Annotated in this window: 16 protein-coding genes, 2 tRNA genes and 1 pseudogene; 11 read left to right on the top strand and 8 right to left on the bottom strand. The window is 61.8% G+C overall.

Annotated features, from left to right (window positions below; all coding sequences use genetic code 11):
• Positions 1 to 74: 74 nt before the first annotated feature.
• Both RMN95_RS08655 and RMN95_RS08650 read left to right on the top strand, forming a co-directional pair.
• Complete coding sequence (locus RMN95_RS08655) at positions 75 to 566, top strand: hypothetical protein (RefSeq protein ID WP_309616525.1); 492 nt, start codon at positions 75 to 77, stop codon at positions 564 to 566.
• Complete coding sequence (locus RMN95_RS08650) at positions 563 to 847, top strand: hypothetical protein (RefSeq protein ID WP_309616524.1); 285 nt, start codon at positions 563 to 565, stop codon at positions 845 to 847. Before RMN95_RS08655 ends, RMN95_RS08650 begins: the two co-directional genes overlap by 4 nt.
• On the opposite strand, the gene RMN95_RS08645 is transcribed toward RMN95_RS08650, so the two are convergent.
• Positions 834 to 1190, bottom strand: coding sequence for a hypothetical protein (locus RMN95_RS08645; protein ID WP_309616523.1), 357 nt, complete (start codon positions 1188 to 1190; stop codon positions 834 to 836). The genes RMN95_RS08650 and RMN95_RS08645 overlap by 14 nt on opposite strands.
• Positions 1187 to 1912 carry an SGNH/GDSL hydrolase family protein gene (locus RMN95_RS08640; RefSeq protein WP_309616522.1) on the bottom strand — a complete coding sequence of 242 codons (726 nt, stop codon included), beginning with the start codon at positions 1910 to 1912 and terminating at the stop codon, positions 1187 to 1189. Before RMN95_RS08640 ends, RMN95_RS08645 begins: the two co-directional genes overlap by 4 nt.
• Positions 1913 to 1957: 45 nt before the next feature.
• Between RMN95_RS08640 and RMN95_RS08635 the strand changes: the two genes are divergently transcribed.
• The 6 genes and pseudogenes from RMN95_RS08635 (at position 1958) to RMN95_RS08610 (ending at position 10285) form a co-directional block, all read left to right on the top strand.
• Positions 1958 to 2047 (top strand) — tRNA-Ser (locus tag RMN95_RS08635).
• Between the two features lie 349 nt (positions 2048 to 2396).
• A pseudogene (locus RMN95_RS08630) lies at positions 2397 to 2906 on the top strand (IS21 family transposase); the annotation flags it as partial.
• 502 nt (positions 2907 to 3408) lie between these two features.
• Entirely contained in the window at positions 3409 to 6327 is a 2919-nt protein-coding gene (locus RMN95_RS08625) for a ThuA domain-containing protein (protein ID WP_309616521.1), read from the top strand.
• Between the two features lie 12 nt (positions 6328 to 6339).
• Positions 6340 to 8178 (top strand): DUF1349 domain-containing protein, encoded by a 1839-nt coding sequence (locus RMN95_RS08620; RefSeq protein ID WP_309616563.1) that lies wholly within the window; start codon positions 6340 to 6342, stop codon positions 8176 to 8178.
• 2 nt (positions 8179 to 8180) lie between these two features.
• Complete coding sequence (locus tag RMN95_RS08615; protein ID WP_309616520.1) at positions 8181 to 8741, top strand: hypothetical protein; 561 nt, start codon at positions 8181 to 8183, stop codon at positions 8739 to 8741.
• Between the two features lie 935 nt (positions 8742 to 9676).
• Positions 9677 to 10285 carry a DedA family protein gene (locus RMN95_RS08610; RefSeq protein ID WP_309616519.1) on the top strand — a complete coding sequence of 203 codons (609 nt, stop codon included), beginning with the start codon at positions 9677 to 9679 and terminating at the stop codon, positions 10283 to 10285.
• 4 nt (positions 10286 to 10289) lie between these two features.
• On the opposite strand, the gene RMN95_RS08605 is transcribed toward RMN95_RS08610, so the two are convergent.
• The 3 genes from RMN95_RS08605 to RMN95_RS08595 all read right to left on the bottom strand — a co-directional run bounded on the left by RMN95_RS08605 (position 10290) and on the right by RMN95_RS08595 (position 14280).
• A complete protein-coding gene (locus tag RMN95_RS08605) occupies positions 10290 to 10925 on the bottom strand; it encodes a hypothetical protein (RefSeq protein WP_309616518.1) in 636 nt (211 codons plus the stop codon).
• Between the two features lie 411 nt (positions 10926 to 11336).
• A complete protein-coding gene (locus tag RMN95_RS08600) occupies positions 11337 to 12983 on the bottom strand; it encodes a hypothetical protein (RefSeq protein ID WP_309616517.1) in 1647 nt (548 codons plus the stop codon).
• A 67-nt stretch (positions 12984 to 13050) separates the two neighbouring features.
• The gene (locus RMN95_RS08595; protein WP_309616516.1) at positions 13051 to 14280 is read right to left on the bottom strand and encodes an aminotransferase class V-fold PLP-dependent enzyme; all 1230 of its coding nucleotides are present in this window, start codon (positions 14278 to 14280) and stop codon (positions 13051 to 13053) included.
• Between the two features lie 217 nt (positions 14281 to 14497).
• Here RMN95_RS08595 and RMN95_RS08590 point away from each other — a divergent pair.
• A tRNA-Arg gene (locus RMN95_RS08590) sits at positions 14498 to 14573 on the top strand.
• 265 nt (positions 14574 to 14838) lie between these two features.
• Here RMN95_RS08590 and RMN95_RS08585 read toward each other — a convergent pair.
• The 3 genes from RMN95_RS08585 to RMN95_RS17155 all read right to left on the bottom strand — a co-directional run bounded on the left by RMN95_RS08585 (position 14839) and on the right by RMN95_RS17155 (position 17055).
• Positions 14839 to 15525 carry an Abi family protein gene (locus RMN95_RS08585; RefSeq protein WP_309616562.1) on the bottom strand — a complete coding sequence of 229 codons (687 nt, stop codon included), beginning with the start codon at positions 15523 to 15525 and terminating at the stop codon, positions 14839 to 14841.
• 166 nt (positions 15526 to 15691) lie between these two features.
• Complete coding sequence (locus RMN95_RS08580; protein ID WP_309616515.1) at positions 15692 to 16819, bottom strand: HigA family addiction module antitoxin; 1128 nt, start codon at positions 16817 to 16819, stop codon at positions 15692 to 15694.
• A 14-nt stretch (positions 16820 to 16833) separates the two neighbouring features.
• Positions 16834 to 17055: a hypothetical protein gene (locus RMN95_RS17155; protein WP_397545271.1), complete on the bottom strand. Its 222-nt coding sequence runs from the start codon at positions 17053 to 17055 to the stop codon at positions 16834 to 16836.
• 247 nt (positions 17056 to 17302) lie between these two features.
• Between RMN95_RS17155 and RMN95_RS08570 the strand changes: the two genes are divergently transcribed.
• Positions 17303 to 17590, top strand: coding sequence for a multiubiquitin domain-containing protein (locus RMN95_RS08570; RefSeq protein WP_309616513.1), 288 nt, complete (start codon positions 17303 to 17305; stop codon positions 17588 to 17590).
• Positions 17565 to 18191: DUF6791 domain-containing protein (locus tag RMN95_RS08565; RefSeq protein WP_309616512.1), on the top strand; the 627-nt coding region annotated here is incomplete at its 3' end. The genes RMN95_RS08570 and RMN95_RS08565, both read left to right, overlap by 26 nt.

The raw sequence follows: 18191 nt of genomic DNA, 5'->3' as shown, positions 1-18191 counted from the left end.
ATCACTCTGGCCGCATCCACGCCCACCAGCACCAGCACCTCCTGAATGATGAAAGTGGGGAATAGGGTGGCAGCGTGAGTGATGAGCGAGATTTCGACCCTCGGTTCGATCCGGCTTTCCAGCGTGGCTACGTGGCGGGCAACGGGACCGCTCCCACTCAAAACCCAGCCGGGCAGGGCAGCGAACCGACGCCGCAGTGGACGAACCCACCGCAGGCGCTGGATGCCCGGGCTCGGCCTGATGCGCCGGCGATGGATGCCCCTGCGAGCCCTGCCGCGCCGGCGGCGCATCCGACACCTGAGCCAGCCGTCACCCTCGACGGTAACCCGTGGGTGCGAGTGCTGTGGGTTATCGCGCCGGTGTTCATCATCGGCGGGGTGGTCGGGCAAACCTGGTCGCAGTCGCGCTTCATGGGCGGAGTCACTTCATCGGCCTCCGACGTCCTCACGAGCTACGTCACTCCCACTATCGCCCAGTCGATCTGCCCGTGGATGATCCTGACCGGTCTCGCGGCGCTCGTGGGGGTGGTGTTCCTGCACGCGGTGCGCTGGCGGCGAGCGGAATGAGCAGACTGCCGCTGGCGATGCTGGGCGCCGCAGCGCTCATCATGATTCTGGGATGCGCCGTGCTCGCGTATACCGTCACCGACTACCTCGACAGCCCCTTGGCGATCAGTAGCACTGCGGGACTGCCTGTTTTCCAAAGCTCGGATGGAAGTCTGGTGTCGTACGACACCTTCCAACCCGGCGTCGGGCCGAGCCTCATAACGACCGGTAGCCTGCTGATGTTCGCGTCGTTGTTCCTGCTGGCAGTGCTCTGGCGGGGGCGGCGCGTCAGCGACCGATAAGGGCCTTCTCGAACTCGCTGACGGATCCGCCCAGCGTGCGCAGTTGCCCCGCGGTGAGGGCAACCGTGATGCTGCCGTCCGGGTGGTGCGCGAACACTGCGGGCAACGGTGTCGTGCCGAGGGCGGCGATAAGGGCCGCGTCGAGCTGGTTGCGATGAAGCACAGCCATCGGCACACCCAGGCGCTGGAGCATCCTGTCCCATTCTGGCTTTCGCCTGATGGGGGAGTGGGTGATGTCGCACAGGGCACACTCGGCGGTGCCAAAAAGATGCCCGATTACGTACCGAACCTCGCCCGCGATCCCGCCATTCGCGTTGTAGATCGCGGTATAGCTGACGATCACAGTTCCGCCAGCCTCCGCGCGACCGACGGCTCGAAGGCCGCCGCCCATACCCGATAACCGCGGTCGTTCGGGTGGAACAGGTCCCCCGCGAATTGCGTCGTGATGCCCCACAACCCCTGCCGGTCGGTGAGCCTGTGCAGGTCGACGACGGTGAGACCCCGCTGGGCGGCCGCGGCTCGTAGCAGCCGATTGGCGACACGCGCCGTCTTCTGGCCCGGCAGAAAGTAGAAGCTGGGCAGGTCGGCGACAATCGCGTGCGGCGGAACCGCATCGAGCAGCACACCGATCTCTCGCTCGAAGCGCGACTCGTCGAAGTTGGCGATATCGTTCGCGCCAATGCAGACGGTCACAATATCGGGATCCAGTTTCGCTAGCTGCGGCAACTCGGATTCGATGGCAAGTTTCAGTGTGGCCCCCGAAATGCCGAGGTTCGCCACGCGAACGGTGCGATCAGTGCGACTCCGGATGCCCTGCGCCAGCACCCCGACGTAGCTGTGACCGGGCCTGCTCGCCCCGATGCCCTGCGCCGCCGAGTCGCCGATTGCAACATAGAGCACCTCCCCGGGCAGCTTCTTCCGTTCGCGCCAGTACTTCGAGTTCGCCGGAATGTTCTCGGCCAGCCGGATGCGCCATAGGCCCCGACGGCGCACCAGCCACCGCGCCCAGAGCCCAATCGCACTGCCGACCACCATCACGAGTGCTGCGCTGATCACGATCTCCACGCCTTCGAGCGTACGTGCCCGCGCGCGTGTACTAAACTCTCCCCCGGAACCGTGTCCGAGCGGCCGAAGGTGCAACTCTCGAAAAGTTGTGTGGGTGAGAGCCCACCGTGGGTTCAAATCCCACCGGTTCCGCCAAGCGAATGCCCCGTACATCCCAGTGATTACGGGGCTTTTCCGCCCTTTAGGCGTCGGTTTCAGGATCTCTTGCCCGCATTTTGCGGCTCATTGGGGCTTATAGGCAAGAACGTGTGGATGGTTTGGGCGCGTCACTCTCGTCCTGCCCAGCCTTTTCTTAGCCAGAGTCCTTCTGTGGTGTCAACGGCCAATCTGATCGGCCCGTGGGCGGCCAGTAGAAGTGCCCGCTGGTGGCCACGAGATCTGCCCATTTCTGTTCCGATCCCCGCTCGCTTGAGCGGCGGGAGCCTCTTTCTTCGATTCGATGACGGTGTCTAACTCGCATCACATCGCCAGGAAGAAGCTCTGACTGAAGTCCGATGGAGAGATCATGGAAATTCTTGCTGCATGCGATCTGACCGGATCGCTGGGTGCAGCGGCCGCATTATCAGGTCGTTCGCATCACACTGTTGCGGGGTGTGTCGCCGCCCGCGACGTCGGCTGGTCGATCGCCGTCCCGGTGGATCGGACAAGGTCACGGATGCGTTCATGCCGAAGATTGAGGACTGGGTCGAGGCCTCGGGGGGCAAGATCCGTGCCGACAAAGCGCACCCGAAACTTGTCGCGCTTGGCTATGCGGTTTGGGGCGCTCAACCCGCCGTGCGATCGCTCAGGTCCGCGCTGCATGGCGCCTCAGTTATGTCTGCGTGCACCGAGCATGGATCACCGATCCTGGTCTCTGATTTCACGACGACTTCGGCGACGGCCCTGTGATCGACGGACGAAAGACCGTGTTGTTCGTCGCCTGGCTTGTGTGTCGAGGTTGAGGATTGTGATTGCGTTACGAGATCCGACGTCGCCGTCGGTGTTCGCCGGCCTTGCAATCAACATTTTTGATCCAGAGCGCATACTGCTCGGAGGCCACCTCGGCACTACATTCACTTTTGCTCCGGACCGTGTTTCGGAGCAAGTTCGGTCTGTGACGCGGCATGGCCTTAGCGACCTTGTTTAGATCTCGCGCGCGGCGCCTGGCTCGATCATCCTCATGATCGGCGCAGCCGAACTCGCCTTTGCTGGGGTTCTTGCTGACCCCTTTAGCGTGGTGGTTGACGGTGGGCCGTTTACTGCGATGTGACTCCAGTGGGACCATCACCGACGATTTGTTGTTAAGAACGTCGATATGTTTCGCCGTGAGTGCTTGCAAAACACGGTTGTGTCTAGTGCGGGATCATAGACCCGGAATTATGACCCTGACCAGCGGCCGATGCGTTCCTAGCGTTTATCTTGACAGACAACAATTTGTCGGAGTAGGTTCACCCCGAGGCAACTGTCATTGTGGACTGCGTTCACTTCGCGGAGCTTTCTATACTCAAGGAGTCCCGGTGAACAACGAAGTCCCCCGTAGTCGGCGAACCCGCAACCGCATCGTGTCGCTGCTTGCGACGGCGGCAATGGTCGGCGGAGTTGTCTTGCCTGTCTCGTTTGCGAGCGCGGTGGTTTCTGCGCCTGCGCCGGCGAGCGCCGCCGCGCCTGCCTTCCGGGTGCTGGTGTTCTCGCACACCCAGGGATTTCGCCATGCTTCGATCCCTGCCGCGAAGGCGGCTATCCAGTCGATGGCCACTGCCAACAATTTCGCGGCGACGTTCACTGACGACCCCGCAGAGTTTAACGCGAGCAATGCTGCAACACTTGCGACCTACAACGCGGTGATCTTCAATTCGACTACCGGCGATTTTTTCAACACGGAGCAGCAGGCCACGCTCGAGTCGTATATTCGCGCGGGTGGCGGGTTCGCCGGCATTCACGCGGCTAGCGATGCCGAGTATGACTGGGCCTGGTACAACCAGCTGGTCGGAGCCTATTTTGAAGCGCACCCGGCAGAGCAGAACGCCACGGTCAAAATCAATGACCGTGTCAACGAATCGACGAAGCATCTGACGGGTGACACGTGGACGCGGTTTGACGAGTGGTACAACTACCGCTCGTTTCAGGCCGACAAAGTTCACGTGCTGCTTTCGCTTGCAGAGTCGAGTTATTCTGGCGGCACTAACGGCGTGGAGCACCCGATCGCATGGTGCCAGGACTTCGATGGTGGTCGTTCGTGGTACACCGGCATGGGCCACGGTGACACTTCCTATTCTGAGCCAGCCTTCCTCGCTCACCTTCTGGGCGGCATCAAGATCGCCGCGGGAGTAGTACCGTCTGGCTGCGGCGCGACGCAGAGTTCGAACTTCCAAAAGGTCACTCTCGACGACAACACCGACAACCCGATGGCCCTGGACATCGTGCAGACCGGCGCAGAGAAGGGCACCGTCTTCTACCTAGAGCGCGACGGGCGTGTGCAGCGTATCGCCGCAGGAACCAATGCGAGGACCACAGCCCTCACCCTCGGCGTGACCCTCGGTAACGAGGATGGCCTGCTCGGCTTGGCGCTCGACCCAGCCTTCGCGACGAACGGCCGCGCCTTCTTCTACTGGTCGCCGACCTCGGTGACTACCGCTGACGGGCCCCACAACCGCATCTCGCGATTTACCTACAATTTCACGACCAAGGTGTTCGATCCTGCCTCGGAGATTGTTGTTCTCAAGATCACCACGCAGCGTCAAGAGTGTTGCCACGCTGGCGGCGACATGCTCTTCGACAAGGCGGGTAACCTCGTTCTGGCTACCGGCGATAACACCAACCCCTTCTCCTCTGACGGCTTCACGCCGATAGATGAGCAGGCTGGTCGCTCGAGCTTTGACGCGCAGCGCACCTCCGGCAACAGCAATGATCTGCGGGGCAAGGTTCTGCGTATTAAGCCGACGGAGGCCGGCGGCTACACGGTCCCCGCGGGCAACCTCTTTGCCGAGTCGGCGGATACCACCAACAAGACCCGGCCAGAGATTTACGCGATGGGCTTCCGCAACCCCTTCCGGATTGGGCTTGACCCCTTTACCGGTAGCATCTTGGTCGGCGATTTCGGCCCAGACGCGGGTGGGGCTAGCGCCAGCCGCGGCCCTGGAGGCACGGTCGAGTGGAACATTGTCGACGAGCCCGGTAACTATGGTTGGCCTTACTGCGTGGGCGTGAAGTGCTACAACGACTTCAACTTCGCGACCGTGACCTCCGGCGCAGTATTTAGTGCCACTGGCCCGACAAATAACAGTCCGAACAACACCGGTCTGACCACCCTGCCCGCCGTGAAGGCACCAGAAATCTGGATGGAGAACGGGCTCAGCCCAACCAACGTGCCAGAAGTTGGAGCCAGCGGTGCGCCGATGGGCGGGCCGGTCTATGACTACGACCCTGGTCTGAGCTCTGCTACCAAGTGGCCAGAATTCTGGGAGGGCCGTGCCCTGTTCGGTGAGTGGAACCAAGGCAAGATGTACTCGTTCCAACTCAACCGTTCCGGCGCTGGTGCTGCGGGCAGTCGTGTTGTCGACATTGACCGAACGATGCCCGGTATCTTCGACCCAGCAATCGCCAGTCCGTTCCATCGCGCGATGGACTTCGAGTTCGGGCCGGACGGAGCGCTCTACGCTGTCGACTGGGGTTCAGGCTTCGGCGGTTCGACCGGCGACTCCGGCATCTACCGAATCGACTACATCAAGGGCAACGCCTCACCTATCGCCCGAGCGGCATCGAATATCTCCAATGGTGCGGCTGCTCCCCTGAGCGTCGTGTTCAACTCGACGGGCACAAGCCACCCGCTCGGGAAGGCGTTCACGGTTCGTTGGGACTTCAAAGACGGCACCTTCTCGAGTGCGGCCAACCCCACCCACGTGTTCACCTCAAACGGAAAATACGACGTGACGATGACGGTGACCGACGTTGACGGTCGAATCGCGGTTGCCACCGTACCGATCGTCGTCGGCAACGCCGTGCCGATCGTGACGATCCAGTTCCCAGAAAACGGTGGGTTCTTCAACTGGGGTGACCAGATTGCTTACACGGTGACGGTCAACGACCCCGACGCCGGGGGGCCCATCGATTGCTCACGCGTTCGGGTGCTTCCGGCCCTCGGGCACTCGTCTCACCAGCATCCAATGGAAGAGCTCTCTGGCTGCCAGGGCACGATTCAGACCTCCCGCGATAGTGGGCATGGGCTGGAGGCCAACCTGTTCTGGGTGGTTGATGTTAGGTACCAAGATAGCGGTGGCGCCGTTGGCGTGCCCCTGACTGGGTATGGCCTCAACGTTCTCAACAGCAAGCACCTCGAGGCGGAGTACTTCGACACAACCGGGCGCATCGGCGGCACCGGTGGTGCCAGCGACGGTGTGGTGCGTGAAACGACCGGAGACTCGGCCGGCGGCGCCTAGAACCTCGGCTACATTGAGCCGAATGACTGGTGGTCGTATGAGCCGGTGAACTTGGTCGGGCTCAACTCGGTCACGATGCGCCTCGCTTCGGGCGTCTCTGGAAACGGTTCTATTGCGGTGCGGTGGAACTCTCCCACCGGGCCGACGATTGCAACCGTGCCATTCAGCCCGACCCTTGTCGGCGGAGTTCCACAGTGGCAGACCTACGGGAACTTCACTGCTCCGCTGGCGGCTAACCGCCCGACGGGAACCGGCACGCTTTACTTCGTGCTGACCCAGGGTGGCGTCAATGTGAATTCTATGGACTTCGGTGGTAACGGCCTGAGAACCAACCAGCGACCGGTAGTCACACTGACCGCAAGTCCGGCCTCTGGAACCGCGCCGGTAGTTGTCTCTGCTTCGGCGGTGGCGACCGATCCCGACGCTGCAGTCGGTGACGGGCCGCTCACCTACAAGTGGAACGCTGGTCAGGGGGGTGGCTTCGTCGCAGGCAACGCGAATCAACAGTTCACCTACCCATCGAGCGGTCAATACACCCTGACAGTGCGGGCGACCGACTCTCGCGGAGCGTACAGCGACGCCTCGACGACGATCACCGTCACTGATCCATCAGCGGGGTGCCTGTCGGGTCGTTCTGATTCATTTGGCGGCTCAGCACTTGATACGACTCGCTGGAACCGGTCTGTGCGGGTGAACCAGCAGCTCACTGTTGCCAACGGGATCCTCACCATTCCGGCAGCGCGCTCGGACATCTATCTCGCCGGCGGCACAACCCCGAACATTGTCTTGCAAGACATGCCGACGGGTACGTTCACTGCGACCGCAAAGGTCAGTTTCGCGGGCCTTCTGCAGTATCAACAAGCCGGAATCGTGGTGTACGGCGGCGACGACGACTACATCAAGCTGGTTCGGATGGCTCGGGGTTCTTCGCCTGACGCTGACAACCGGGTGTTCCAGCTGATGAAGGAGGTTGGTGCTACGCCGACGGACCTCAACACGGCGAACTTGGGTGCCGCGTTCCCGGACACCTACTACGTGCGGTTCGCCAGCGATGGCGTGACTCTCACCGGCTCGTATTCGGCAGACGGTGTCACCTTTACCGCGGTTGGATCGTTCGCGCTGGCTGGGCTGGCATCGCCGAAGATCGGCTTGCTCGCTCTCGGATCGACGTCGGCTGTGACGGCAACGACTCCGGTCGTTAGCGCTCAATACGACTGGTTCACGGTCACCCCAGAGGCAACGGTATCGCCGAATGACGAGTTCGCCGGTTCGCTGCTGGAGTCGTGCCGATGGACTGTGATGAACTCGCAGCCAGCGGGGTACCGGGTCACGGGCGGCAACCTGGAGATCGACACCTCGACAGGCGACATCTACGGAGGGGACACCACCGGGGTCTCGAACTTCATTGTTCAAGCCCAGCCCTCTGCAGATTGGACTGTCGAGACAAAGGTCGATGGCTCTACGTTTGACCGCGCCTATCAGCAGGGCGGCGTCATCCTCTACGGAGATAACGACAACTACGTCAAGCTCGATCTGCTGTCGACCAACGTTGCGGGTACCACTGTTGCCCGCAGCCTGGAGATGCGCAGCGAGACGGGCGGTGTGGTCAGTTTGGTGCAACCGACGGCGCCAGCGCCGGCGAACGGAATTGTCTGGCTGCGGTTGAAGAAAACGGGCACAACGTTCACGGCCTATTTCAGCGCTGATGGTGTGACGTGGACGCAGTTCTCGCAGTCAGTGACGAACTCCGCTCTTGCGAGTGCGCGAGTCGGGCTCTACGCCCTCGGCAACTCCGCCCAAGGCCCTGTCTCGCGCACCAGCAAGTTCGACTACTTCCGCGTCGTGGGCTGATCATGAGCCATAAGACCAGAACGGGCGGCTCCATGCTCGCCGGAGCAGCTTTTCTGATCACAGTGCTGCTGGCTGGGGCCACCCCAGCCAGCGCGCACGGCGGCGAGATCGTGCTATCGCTCTCGCAAGACGGCGGGGGCGGGCTGCAAGTAGTAGCAACCCGCGCCGACGACGGGCACCCGGTTGAAGACGTGATTGACCCTGTGCTGACTGCCACGTCAGCGGAGGGCGAGAGCGTTGGACCGCTGGCGCTTGTCCCCTCCGAAGAGGGCATCGGTGTATGGCAGAGCCCGAAGGCTTTGCTGGCCGCTGGCGAGTGGACAGTGACCGTCTCGATTACTATGCCTTCTCAGGCGTCAGTAACCGAGCAGATGACGGTGGTGATCACGACGGATCAGGTTCCGGCAGACGGCTCAGACGGTATCGTTCTAGCCCCGACAACCGAAGCTGAGGCTGTCGGCCCTCCTGTTCTGATCGTGGCAGGAGCATCCGTGCTCGGGATCGGGGCGTTAGCCGCGGCGGTTGTTCTGTTTCGTCGTCGTCGCCAAACCTCGGTGTTGTAGCCACACTCCTGTGACTTGCTGATGCTGGGGCATTCCGAGTCAGGTTAGGTCGATTGCTCATCGTTGTGCAGTTACTTCAGGCGCAAGTGCTTCTCGACCCCCTCTTGAGTGTCTCGCCTTGGTTCGAGGCCAGACGCGACGAGCACCAAGATGCGCTTGAGGCTTCCGTGAACGACTCTGCCCAGCGGCTCGAAACGGTCCGCCAGCTCAGCGTTGCAAACGGAGAGACCTGTCAAGCCAACAGCAACGCGGTAAATGAGCCCATCGAGCCGGGAATGCTAGAAGAAATGGCTACCGGCGCTCGAAGAATAATCCGCGCCCCGGATGTCGCTGGGCCTATCGCACCCCGCGATTGCCCGCGAATCAGTGATCCGGGCATGGCAGCCCCGGCTATAGCTCCAATCGAGACTCCCTAACGTCGAGGGTTCACACTATGTTCGGAAACTGTGGGGGGCTCACGGTATCGCCCACTGACGGAGGAAGCCACCTACACGTCACCGGTAGGCTCGAATGCCGATCCGCTCGCCGTGCCAGTCGAACAGCTATACCGCAGGATCCCGACCGTCATAGCAGCATGCAGAATCTCGAGACCAGCATCAACCAGGGCTCGTGGACCTCGCTGCGGCGTCCAGGGTTGGTCCGACCTGGTGCCACCAGGCTGGCGCGCTCTCCACGGGACGATTTCGTATTCTCGCACCGTGGAGATCAACAGCCGAAACAGAAACTCGTGACCTTGCGGCATGGTGAGGAAATCGGGGACGAGCTGAGCTGACGAGTGCCAAATTCCTTCCAGAACCCGGGGATCTTCAACTGTGCCTCATAGGTCACGGGTATCGGATAAGCGTTCGTGTCCCTCAGGTTCCGCCAAACGATCGTCAGCCACATCCTCCCTGCAGTCCCCCTGTTGTTCATCTCACACAGGTAGACAGTGCGGTGTGGATGGCGTGGTGCAGTGGATCGAGCTTGCCGCGCAGGGCCCGTGGCTGTACGCGGCGCTCTTCGTCTTGGTGGTGGCCGACGCGTTCGTCGTCGTGCTTCCCAGCGAGACCGCGGTAGTAGCCCTCGGTTCGCTGGCGTTCTCGACGGGCTCCCCCAACATCTGGTTGCTGCTGCCCGTGGCGGCCGCGGGGGCGGTCGTCGGCGACAATCTCTGCTACGCGATCGGGCGAAGGGTGGGCACCGAGCGGTGTGAGTGGATGCGCCGCCCGCGCATCCACTCCGCCTTCGATTACGCGGCTCGAGCGCTCGAGCGCAGGCCAGCGTCGCTCATACTGACGGCGCGCTACATCCCCTTTGCGCGGATCGCCGTGAACGTCACGGCGGGCGCGACCGGGTTTGCTTATCGGCGCTACCTGCCGCTGACGATCGTCGCCGGAGCCTCTTGGGCGATTTACAACAGTGTCGTAGGCGCTTTCTTCGGAACATGGCTGTCGGCGAACCCGCTTCTGGCCGTCGTGGTGTCAGTAGTGGTGGCCGTAGTACTGGGGCTGGCAATCGATGCAGTGGTCTCCCGGCTTAAGCGGCGACGAACCCCTCAGGAATGAGTAGTCAGAGAACCAGCTGTGCGTCGATCTCGGTGACTTTATAGCGGGCCATTGCCAGATTGGATCTTGATTTATCCAGCACGAGGTAGATGAACAGGGTGGGATTATTCGCCAACGGCCGGATGATGTGAAATTGAGTGGTCAGCGTGAAGAGCAGGTCGTCAATGGTGTCGGGGAGTCTGAGCGACTTCACTGTTGCCAGAGTCGCTCGAACGACCTGTGTGTTGCTTGCCGCAGCTATTTCCAGGTCAGGGTCCGATCCGGCCTGCCCCAGGATCATCCCGGAGCCGCTGTCGACCAGCGCTGCCGACACGGCGCCATCCACCATCATCAAAGATTCAAGGGCCTTGGTGACCGGCGACGCCTTCACCGGCGGCTGATCCGTGGTGACCAGGCTCGCGGGCGCGGGCGCTGCTGCGGGTCGTGGCGGCGCGAAACTGCTGCCGTCCGCCGCTGAGGCTGGCTGTGAGGCGCCACTGGTGTCGGACGCTGCCGGCATGGTGGTAAAAGTTTCAAGCTTCGCGGCCCACGACATGGATCCGCGTCGGTCAGTGGGGTCAGCGTCTTCCACCGGGCGATCGTCGACTGTTTTGTCCGGTCGACGGCGAAACAGCCTGGAGATGCCTGGTTCCATGCTCATCTCTGACGTCCCGACGGGCAGGTCATGAGACTAGCGCCAGCGTGGCCGGAGCCGCACCACACTCGGCGACCAGGCACCTCCGTGGCGGGGCGGAGGCTACCTGCAGTCCTGCAGTAAAATTCCTGTGCGTGCATCACGTATCCGTCTCCTGTGCGAAACCTTGAGCATGTTCTGGGCGGGGTGACGCCAACGTTCATCATCGGTGCTGCCCGAACGAGTTCAACTATGGGCCTCATGTGGTCGCCTGCGCACCTCCCAATTCGGGGTAGACACGAAAGCCACCAAACGCTATCAGGCGGCCGTGCAGCCCGACAATAGGGATCGACGACGAAGATGTATTTCGGGCCCGGTCACCTGCTTAGCGAAGTAGTCATTGTGGGTGGTCTAGGCGAGTCCGGCTCGACGCTCAGGTCAGGGCTCCGTCGCGGTGGCCCGGTCGTATGTCACGGTCAGGCTCGCTTGCTCGGGCACGTGTCGGTCGATGGCGGCGAGCAGCGCATCGCGGGATACCGCGGTGTCTGCGGCAAAGAACGGCTGGGCATCCAGAGCATAAATTGTGAAGGTATACAGCTTTGGTCCGGGGCCTTTCGAGCATGGAGGAGCGTAGGCGAGATCGGAATTGACGGAGTTCGTGCCAACCAGCGCTGGCGGCACTGCGCCCTCCGCCAGCTCGGTCACCGTGGCATCCACGTTGTACAAAACCCAATACCAGTGCGCCACCCCGTCGTCAGGCACGTGGTGCATCACGACGGCATACGCGGCCGTTGCTTCGGGCCCACCGGACCAGGCGAGCGGTGGGGAGACGCCGTCTCCATCGCAGCTGTAAGTGATCGGTAGCGTTCCTCCGTCGACGAAGGCCGAACTGACGAGGGACAGGGGCACCGACGTCAAGGAACTTGATGACTGAGTTGGTGACGGCACGGGCGTCGTCGGTGAGGAGGGTGTCGGCTCGCTCGACGGAACGCCGACCACTGCCGAGCATCCCGTCAGGAGCATCAGGCCGATGCTCACTGCGGCCGCAACGCGCTGCGCTCTGATAAAAAATTTAGACCTAGGATTTCGGGGGTCACGCAACAGCCGCACCCCCGCGACCGCAGCCCGGCCGAGTCCAACACCCCCGACGATCGCTACCGCGACCGTGCCGGCGATTCCCGCGCCCGCCAGCACGATCATCCCGACCACCACGGCGGCTACCGCGGAGGCCCCGGTGATAATCACATTGGGAATCCATCGGCGGCCAGGTTGCTCGGCCGCCCATCGGTAAGCGCGGCTCATGGCGAGACCCTCGACCGTATCGCCGAGGCTCATTCCGGCGAGAAAGAGCACGGGCAGCCCGAATGCCAGCGGGATTGGGCCGGCGGAATGAGAGGCATCGGCAGCCGAAACTAGCGCGCCGATCGACAGGGCCGTATCGAGACCGAACCCGAAGAGAACGCCGACCAGGAACATCCGACGCGGCCTATCCAGCCGGGTCGCGACCGGCCCCAGAAATACCGACAACCCACCGACAGCAGTTCGGTGCTGGTGGGCGAACAGGTCGTTCCTTTCGGCGCCGGGATGAATGCGCCGACGAAGGATCGTCACGAGAATTCCCACGTTCAGTGCCCCAATGACGAGCAGGAACCCGCCAGACAGGGCGCTCCCGATCGTCGCGCCGAAAAGGCGAAGGCTGTCGTCGCCCACGTTTACGCCGATCATCCCCATGCCGACGGTCAGCATCACCGTCACCATGAGCACCACCGCCGAGTGCCCTAGGGAGAAGTAAAATCCGATCGCAGGGGCAGGCCGACCTCGCGCAATGACCGCGCGCGAGGCGCCATCGATCGCGATGATGTGATCGGCATCACAGGCGTGCCGCAGCCCCAGGAGATATGCAACCACGCCAGCGCCGATCGCCGTAGACCCGGTCGTGGAGATGAGCCCCCAACCCGCAGCATGGAACACCGCAATGAGCACGAACGGGATGAGCAGAGGGCTTGAGCGAAGCCGGGCGGCTAAACGGGCATCCGGGGCCATTGAGGCAGTCGTCGCCACCGACTGTTTCTGGGAGTTGATCACCAGCACACCGTAAAATGCGTTGCTATGACCTGGCTATGAGCCGAGTAATCGGCTACAGAGAGATCTCTCAGTCGGAGAGTTGATCCAGGATGTCGCGAACCAGTGTGAGGCCAAGCTCGACCTCCGCGAACGTGGTGCTCAGGGGCGAAAGCCCGATGCGTAGCCCGGTGGGAAACCGGAAATCCGGAATAACGTCGCGCTCCCACAGCAGCCTGGTGACCTCGCGGAATCGGGGATGCAGGAGCGTGACGTGGCTGCCGCGACGTTCGCCACGACGCGGGCTGCCGACCGTGACGCCGAACTGCGCGAGGTGTGCATCCGTCCACTCGATGACGAAGGTCGTCAGGGCGAGAGACTTGCTCCGGATGGCGTCGAGGCCGGCCTCCTCGATCAGGTCCAGCATGTCCTCCATCGGTACCATGCCGAGCACCGGTGGGGTGCCGCTCAGGAACCGGCGCATGCCCTCGGCAGCCACGAAACCGTCGGCCATCGCGAACACGTCGGCGGCGCCCATCCATCCCCAAATTGGTTGGTTGAGCGAGGATTGCAACTTGGAGGCCACGTACGCGAACGCGGGAGCGCCCGGCCCGCCGTTGAGGTACTTGTAGCTGCAGCCGACCGCGATGTCGACACCCCAGGCGTCGAGGCTGGTTGGCACCGAACCCGCGGAGTGGCACACGTCCCAGAGCATCAGGGCGCCAGCGGCGTGTGCGACGGCGGTGATGGCGGGGACATCCGCGACAAACCCGGAGCGGTAGGCGACCTGGCTGAGCACGACGAGCGCGGTATTCATCCCGACGGCGTCGGCTACCAATTCCGCCGTTACTCCGCCCTGCGGGTCGGTGTCGATCCATCGCAGGGTGAGGCCGCGTTCGGCCGCGACGCCCTCCAGAATGAAGCGATCGGTGGGGAAATTATCTCTGTCGATGACGATCTCGGTGCGGCCTGGCCGCGCATCCACCGCCGCACGGATCAGTTTGTAGAGCAGCACCGTCGTCGAATCGCCGACTACCGTCTGCCCCGCCGCCGCGCCCAGGGTGATGCGGCCGATGCGGTCTCCGAGGGTGAGCGGCAGCTCCATCCACTGTTCGTCCCACGAGCGAATCAGCCGCGAACCCCAGTCGTGCGTGACGAACCCACCCAGCCGGTCGACGGTAGTTTTGAGGGGGCGCCCGAGCGAGTTGCCATCCAGGTAGGCAACAACCTGATCGCTCTGGATGAAGCGGCTCACGAACCCGGCCAGCGGGTCATTAGCATCAAGGTCTGCGGCAGTGCGGGGTGCGGTGTGTGCGGTCATGCCGTGGGTTCTCCGGGGTGGGTTGTGCTTATGCGGGCGGCCTCGCGGCCGTGCCGCACTCTACTGGTCACCATCGAAGCACACCATTGCGTGGCTGTGCTGTGTGACCTTCCGCGCGCTGTCGCGACCAGAATCATCAGCCGCGTGCGCAACAGACCGCGGGGCGCGCCTCGCGCTGGTATAGTTTTCAGGTTGGCTTCGGCCGGCGGCATGACATGCGCCCGTAGCTCAGCGGATAGAGCAATTGACTACGGATCAATAGGCCGGGGGTTCAAATCCCTCCGGGCGCACCATAAATAACGGGTCTGATCAGCATTTCTTCTGGAATGTGGTCGGGCCCGTTGTGGTTTCTGCCCACATTCTGCCCACACCTCAAGAAGTTTCAGGGGGATTTTGGGCGGAGAATCGGCCCTTACGCGGGGAAGGAGCCCAGTGTTTGTCTGGGTTGTGGCTTGCCGGACGAAGTTGGCCTATTGACCTTCAAGCACTTGCCCTCCGGAAGCTGTCAAGGCTGTATCGCGAGTGCGATCTGTCAGCGGGCGTGATGCCGTGAGCCCTCTATGGCCGCTCAGCGAGGATTTTCGAAACTTCGCTATTGCTGACCAGATGCGCGAGAGCATCCGGAGACAGCAATCGGGTGACGGACACTATTCGTCGACGTTCGGCTTCCGACCCGGTCAGAATGTGTTCATGGTGAGCAACTCGATTGCGGAAATCACGTAGGGAAGCGAGCGTTGCGTTGAGCTGGTTTCGATCGGTTCCCGGAGGAAATGGCTTGTGAAGATAGGGAACCCAGATCGTCTTCTCGTGCAAATCAGAGAAGAGATACGTCCAGAACCCGAACATGATCTCGGCAACCGTCTTGCCTGGAACTGGTGGAGCGTTACGAACGGTTGTTGCGCTCTTCCTCGCCCGTTCGACGTTGGACCGCGGGATCGCATTCGCGTCGTACAGCCGACCGGACGGGCGATCGCGCCGACTTGCAACAGGGAACAGCATCAAGAGCGTCGCTGGGTCGGTCCAGTGCGTGTCGCCCGCGACAACAGCTTCCGTCAGCTGTCGGTCGCACGCATTTCGCAGGCCGACTTCGAGATGGCTGAGGTCATGCAGGAAGGCCGCGCTTAGTCGTGCGTTCCACTCATACAAGTCGAGTGCGCGTTCTCGTGACCCTCCAGACACGGTCAGGTACGTCGCAAATCTGCCTGCACTGAGCCAATCTTCAATCCACGCGTCCGAGGGTTGCACGGTTGTCAACTGTCACCCTCCCGGCTAGAATCTAAGGGCAAGCCCTTGATGACCGCTGTTTCATGTTACTTGGGCCACGAATTGGAAGCTCCGGTATTTCGCTCAGGCGAACCCGGAGTTTTTCATTTCTCCTGTGCCAGATGCAACGAGTCCGGAACGAGCTGAGTCATTCCTGTTGGTCGACGGTCTCGGAAATCACCAGCGACGTAAACAGCTTTGGCACGCCGAACGTATGTTCTGCGCGGTTGTGTTGAATGCGCCCAGCAACGATGCCTGGGTGCACGCCAAGTTCGGTCGCGAGGGCGATTGCGTCACCAGGGGTTAGGACGCCTTCCAGCTGATCGTTCGCTTCGAGGGGAATCAGTGTTCGAGATGCGAAGTTGTTCGCCTCGAGCTCTTCATCCATCCGACCTCCGTCACGACCCAGCTTGTACTCGACGAACACTTCCTTCTTCCCGTGAAAGAGGACGTGGGCGAGCTCATGGAACAGCGCGAACCAGAGGTGATCATTTCGTTTATGGCGAGCACTGAGCTGGACGAGCGCCTTTGTTGGCGACAGCCATAGCGTCGCTCCACTCGCGCGAGCCCCGGTGACCTCTGGCACGAGAATCACCGCAACGCCGACGTCTGCACAGATCGATTGAACCTGCGGCCAGAACTCCTCCGGGGGGAGCACCGTTAGTGCCCTGAGTTCGGGGATTGCCTGCTTCAGCCCGCTTCGATCGAAGGGCCTTGTCGGCATTTTCGATGCCTGCATTTCTCCAAGCCGTAACCAGGCGGCGACAGCCCCGGGGTCGGCTTCAAATGCTGCCGACTGCAGAAACGCAGCGGACGGAATCGCCCACGCGTCTTCCCACGCCGCAACCGTAGACACCCCGAAGAAAGCGAGGACCTCTTGGAGTTGACGGGTCGGTTCTTTTGCGGTCGCGGTGAGGATCCCGCGCTTTCTCAGTGAGGCCAATGGCATCTTTTTGAGCCAGCTGAGATCGGCAGACAATGTTGATCTCTCCGCTTCACGCGCGAGCCAATCCCTGTACTGGGACTCGAGAGCGTTCCAGTAGCGTGCCGAAACTCCGGTCGCCCGCTCAAGCTTGATTGCGGTTTCATGCGAGAGCGCTGCGGTTCCGGAGACGATCTGGTTGATGTGCTTCATCGACAGCCCGGTTCGCACCGCCAGATCAGTCTGAGACATGGGTAGCGCTTCGAGAGTTTCGCGCAAGGTTTCCCCTGGGCTGCTCACCCGGTCGGGGGCATAGGGAATCCAGGTTCGGTCCTCCGAGCTTTGCTCAGACATGTGGTTCTCCTCGATTAGTGGGTGTCTTGAATGTCGGTGATCCGAATTGCTCGGACCTGTATCAGGTCGATGCCGCCGTCGGGCCGCCGAGGTACCGGAAAGTCGGCAACTTCGAAGAGGAGCCGGTAAGGACCATCGAGGTCTACCGAGAACTGTTCATCGAGGTCACCCTTGAGTTGGTGGCACCGAGCCTGGGGAAGGTCTCGGAATTCGGCTAGATCGTGGGCTGCGGTCATCTGGTCGAGTCGCCGAAGCACTTTGTCTGCCCTTTCGGACCCTAGCCGGCGGACTCTTAGGCCGGCGTTTGTGCAGACCTTAGCGATACGGGGCGATGAGAAGCCAACGTCCATGTCGCTCCTCCAATAGAACTATACACCTACTTGGTGTGTTATTATTTTTCTACACCGAACAGGTGTAACAAAATTGCGGCGCTTTTCTCGAAGGCCGTCCATCGCGCTTACTGGCGCAGAAAGTGACACACCCATGAGTAGCACAACCACAGGTCTCGCAGCGGAAGACGCGAAGAAGCCCAAGGAGAAGTTCGCAATTGTCGTGAACGGCGAATCCTCAATCGTTGACGACGAGCTCGTCAGTTTCGAGCAGGTAGTCACGATCGCCTTCCCGGTAGATCCGTCACCGGACACCACCTACACCGTCACGTTCGGCAACGCGAAGGGTCGTCGTCACGAAGGCGAACTCGTGCAGGGACAGTCGATCACCGTTAAGAAGAAGGGCACGACGTTCGATGTCTCTCCCACTGGTAAGTCATAGTCCCGATCTGCAGCGCCTGGTCGACGAGGGATACGAACTCGAGTTCATCGAAGGGCACGTGATCGCGCATCACGTGCCCTTCCTGACCGCGACCCGCGCCGTTCAGTTCGGGTCCTTGATCTCCGAAATCAAGATATCCGGGGACGCGGCAGAGCGACCCGATCCTCATACGGTGCTTTTTACCGGGGTGCCCCACGATCTTGATGGGCAACCTCTGCACAAGATCATCAACAGCATCGCGCCGCAGGAATCCGTCGGCGGGCTCATCGCTCAGAGTTATCTGTCGAGCAAGCCGCAGATCGGCCACTACGACGACTACCACGCCAAGCTCACCCAATACATCAAGATGATCAGCGGATGGGCCGAGGCCGTGGATCCGTCGGTTACATCCCGAACTTTCCGACCGATCGTATCGGATGCGGAAGAGTCCGTCTTTGCCTACCCGGACTCCGCCTCTAGCCGCGCCGGAATCAGCCCGATCACGAACAGATTGAGAGTTCGCTCAGTAGGGATTGTAGGGCTCGGAGGAACAGGCTCGTACATCCTCGATCTTGTGGCCAAGACACCGGTGCCAGCGATTCACCTGTGGGATTCCGACGTC

The sequence above is a fragment of the Salinibacterium sp. genome (assembly GCF_031364185.1).
Lineage (GTDB): Bacteria > Actinomycetota > Actinomycetes > Actinomycetales > Microbacteriaceae > Rhodoglobus.
This window is presented reverse-complemented; position numbering and strand designations above follow the sequence as displayed.

Bases quoted from the DNA above. Each gene is read 5' to 3' on its own strand.
- RMN95_RS08650 (WP_309616524.1), top strand. From the start codon at position 563: ATGAGCAGACTGCCGCTGGCGATGCTGGGCGCCGCAGCGCTCATCATG.
- RMN95_RS08580 (WP_309616515.1), bottom strand. From the start codon at position 16,819: ATGTCTGAGCAAAGCTCGGAGGACCGAACCTGGATTCCCTATGCCCCC.
- RMN95_RS08615 (WP_309616520.1), top strand. From the start codon at position 8,181: ATGAGCCATAAGACCAGAACGGGCGGCTCCATGCTCGCCGGAGCAGCT.
- RMN95_RS08595 (WP_309616516.1), bottom strand. From the start codon at position 14,280: ATGACCGCACACACCGCACCCCGCACTGCCGCAGACCTTGATGCTAAT.
- RMN95_RS08570 (WP_309616513.1), top strand. From the start codon at position 17,303: ATGAGTAGCACAACCACAGGTCTCGCAGCGGAAGACGCGAAGAAGCCC.
- RMN95_RS08605 (WP_309616518.1), bottom strand. From the start codon at position 10,925: ATGAGCATGGAACCAGGCATCTCCAGGCTGTTTCGCCGTCGACCGGAC.
- RMN95_RS17155 (WP_397545271.1), bottom strand. From the start codon at position 17,055: ATGACCGCAGCCCACGATCTAGCCGAATTCCGAGACCTTCCCCAGGCT.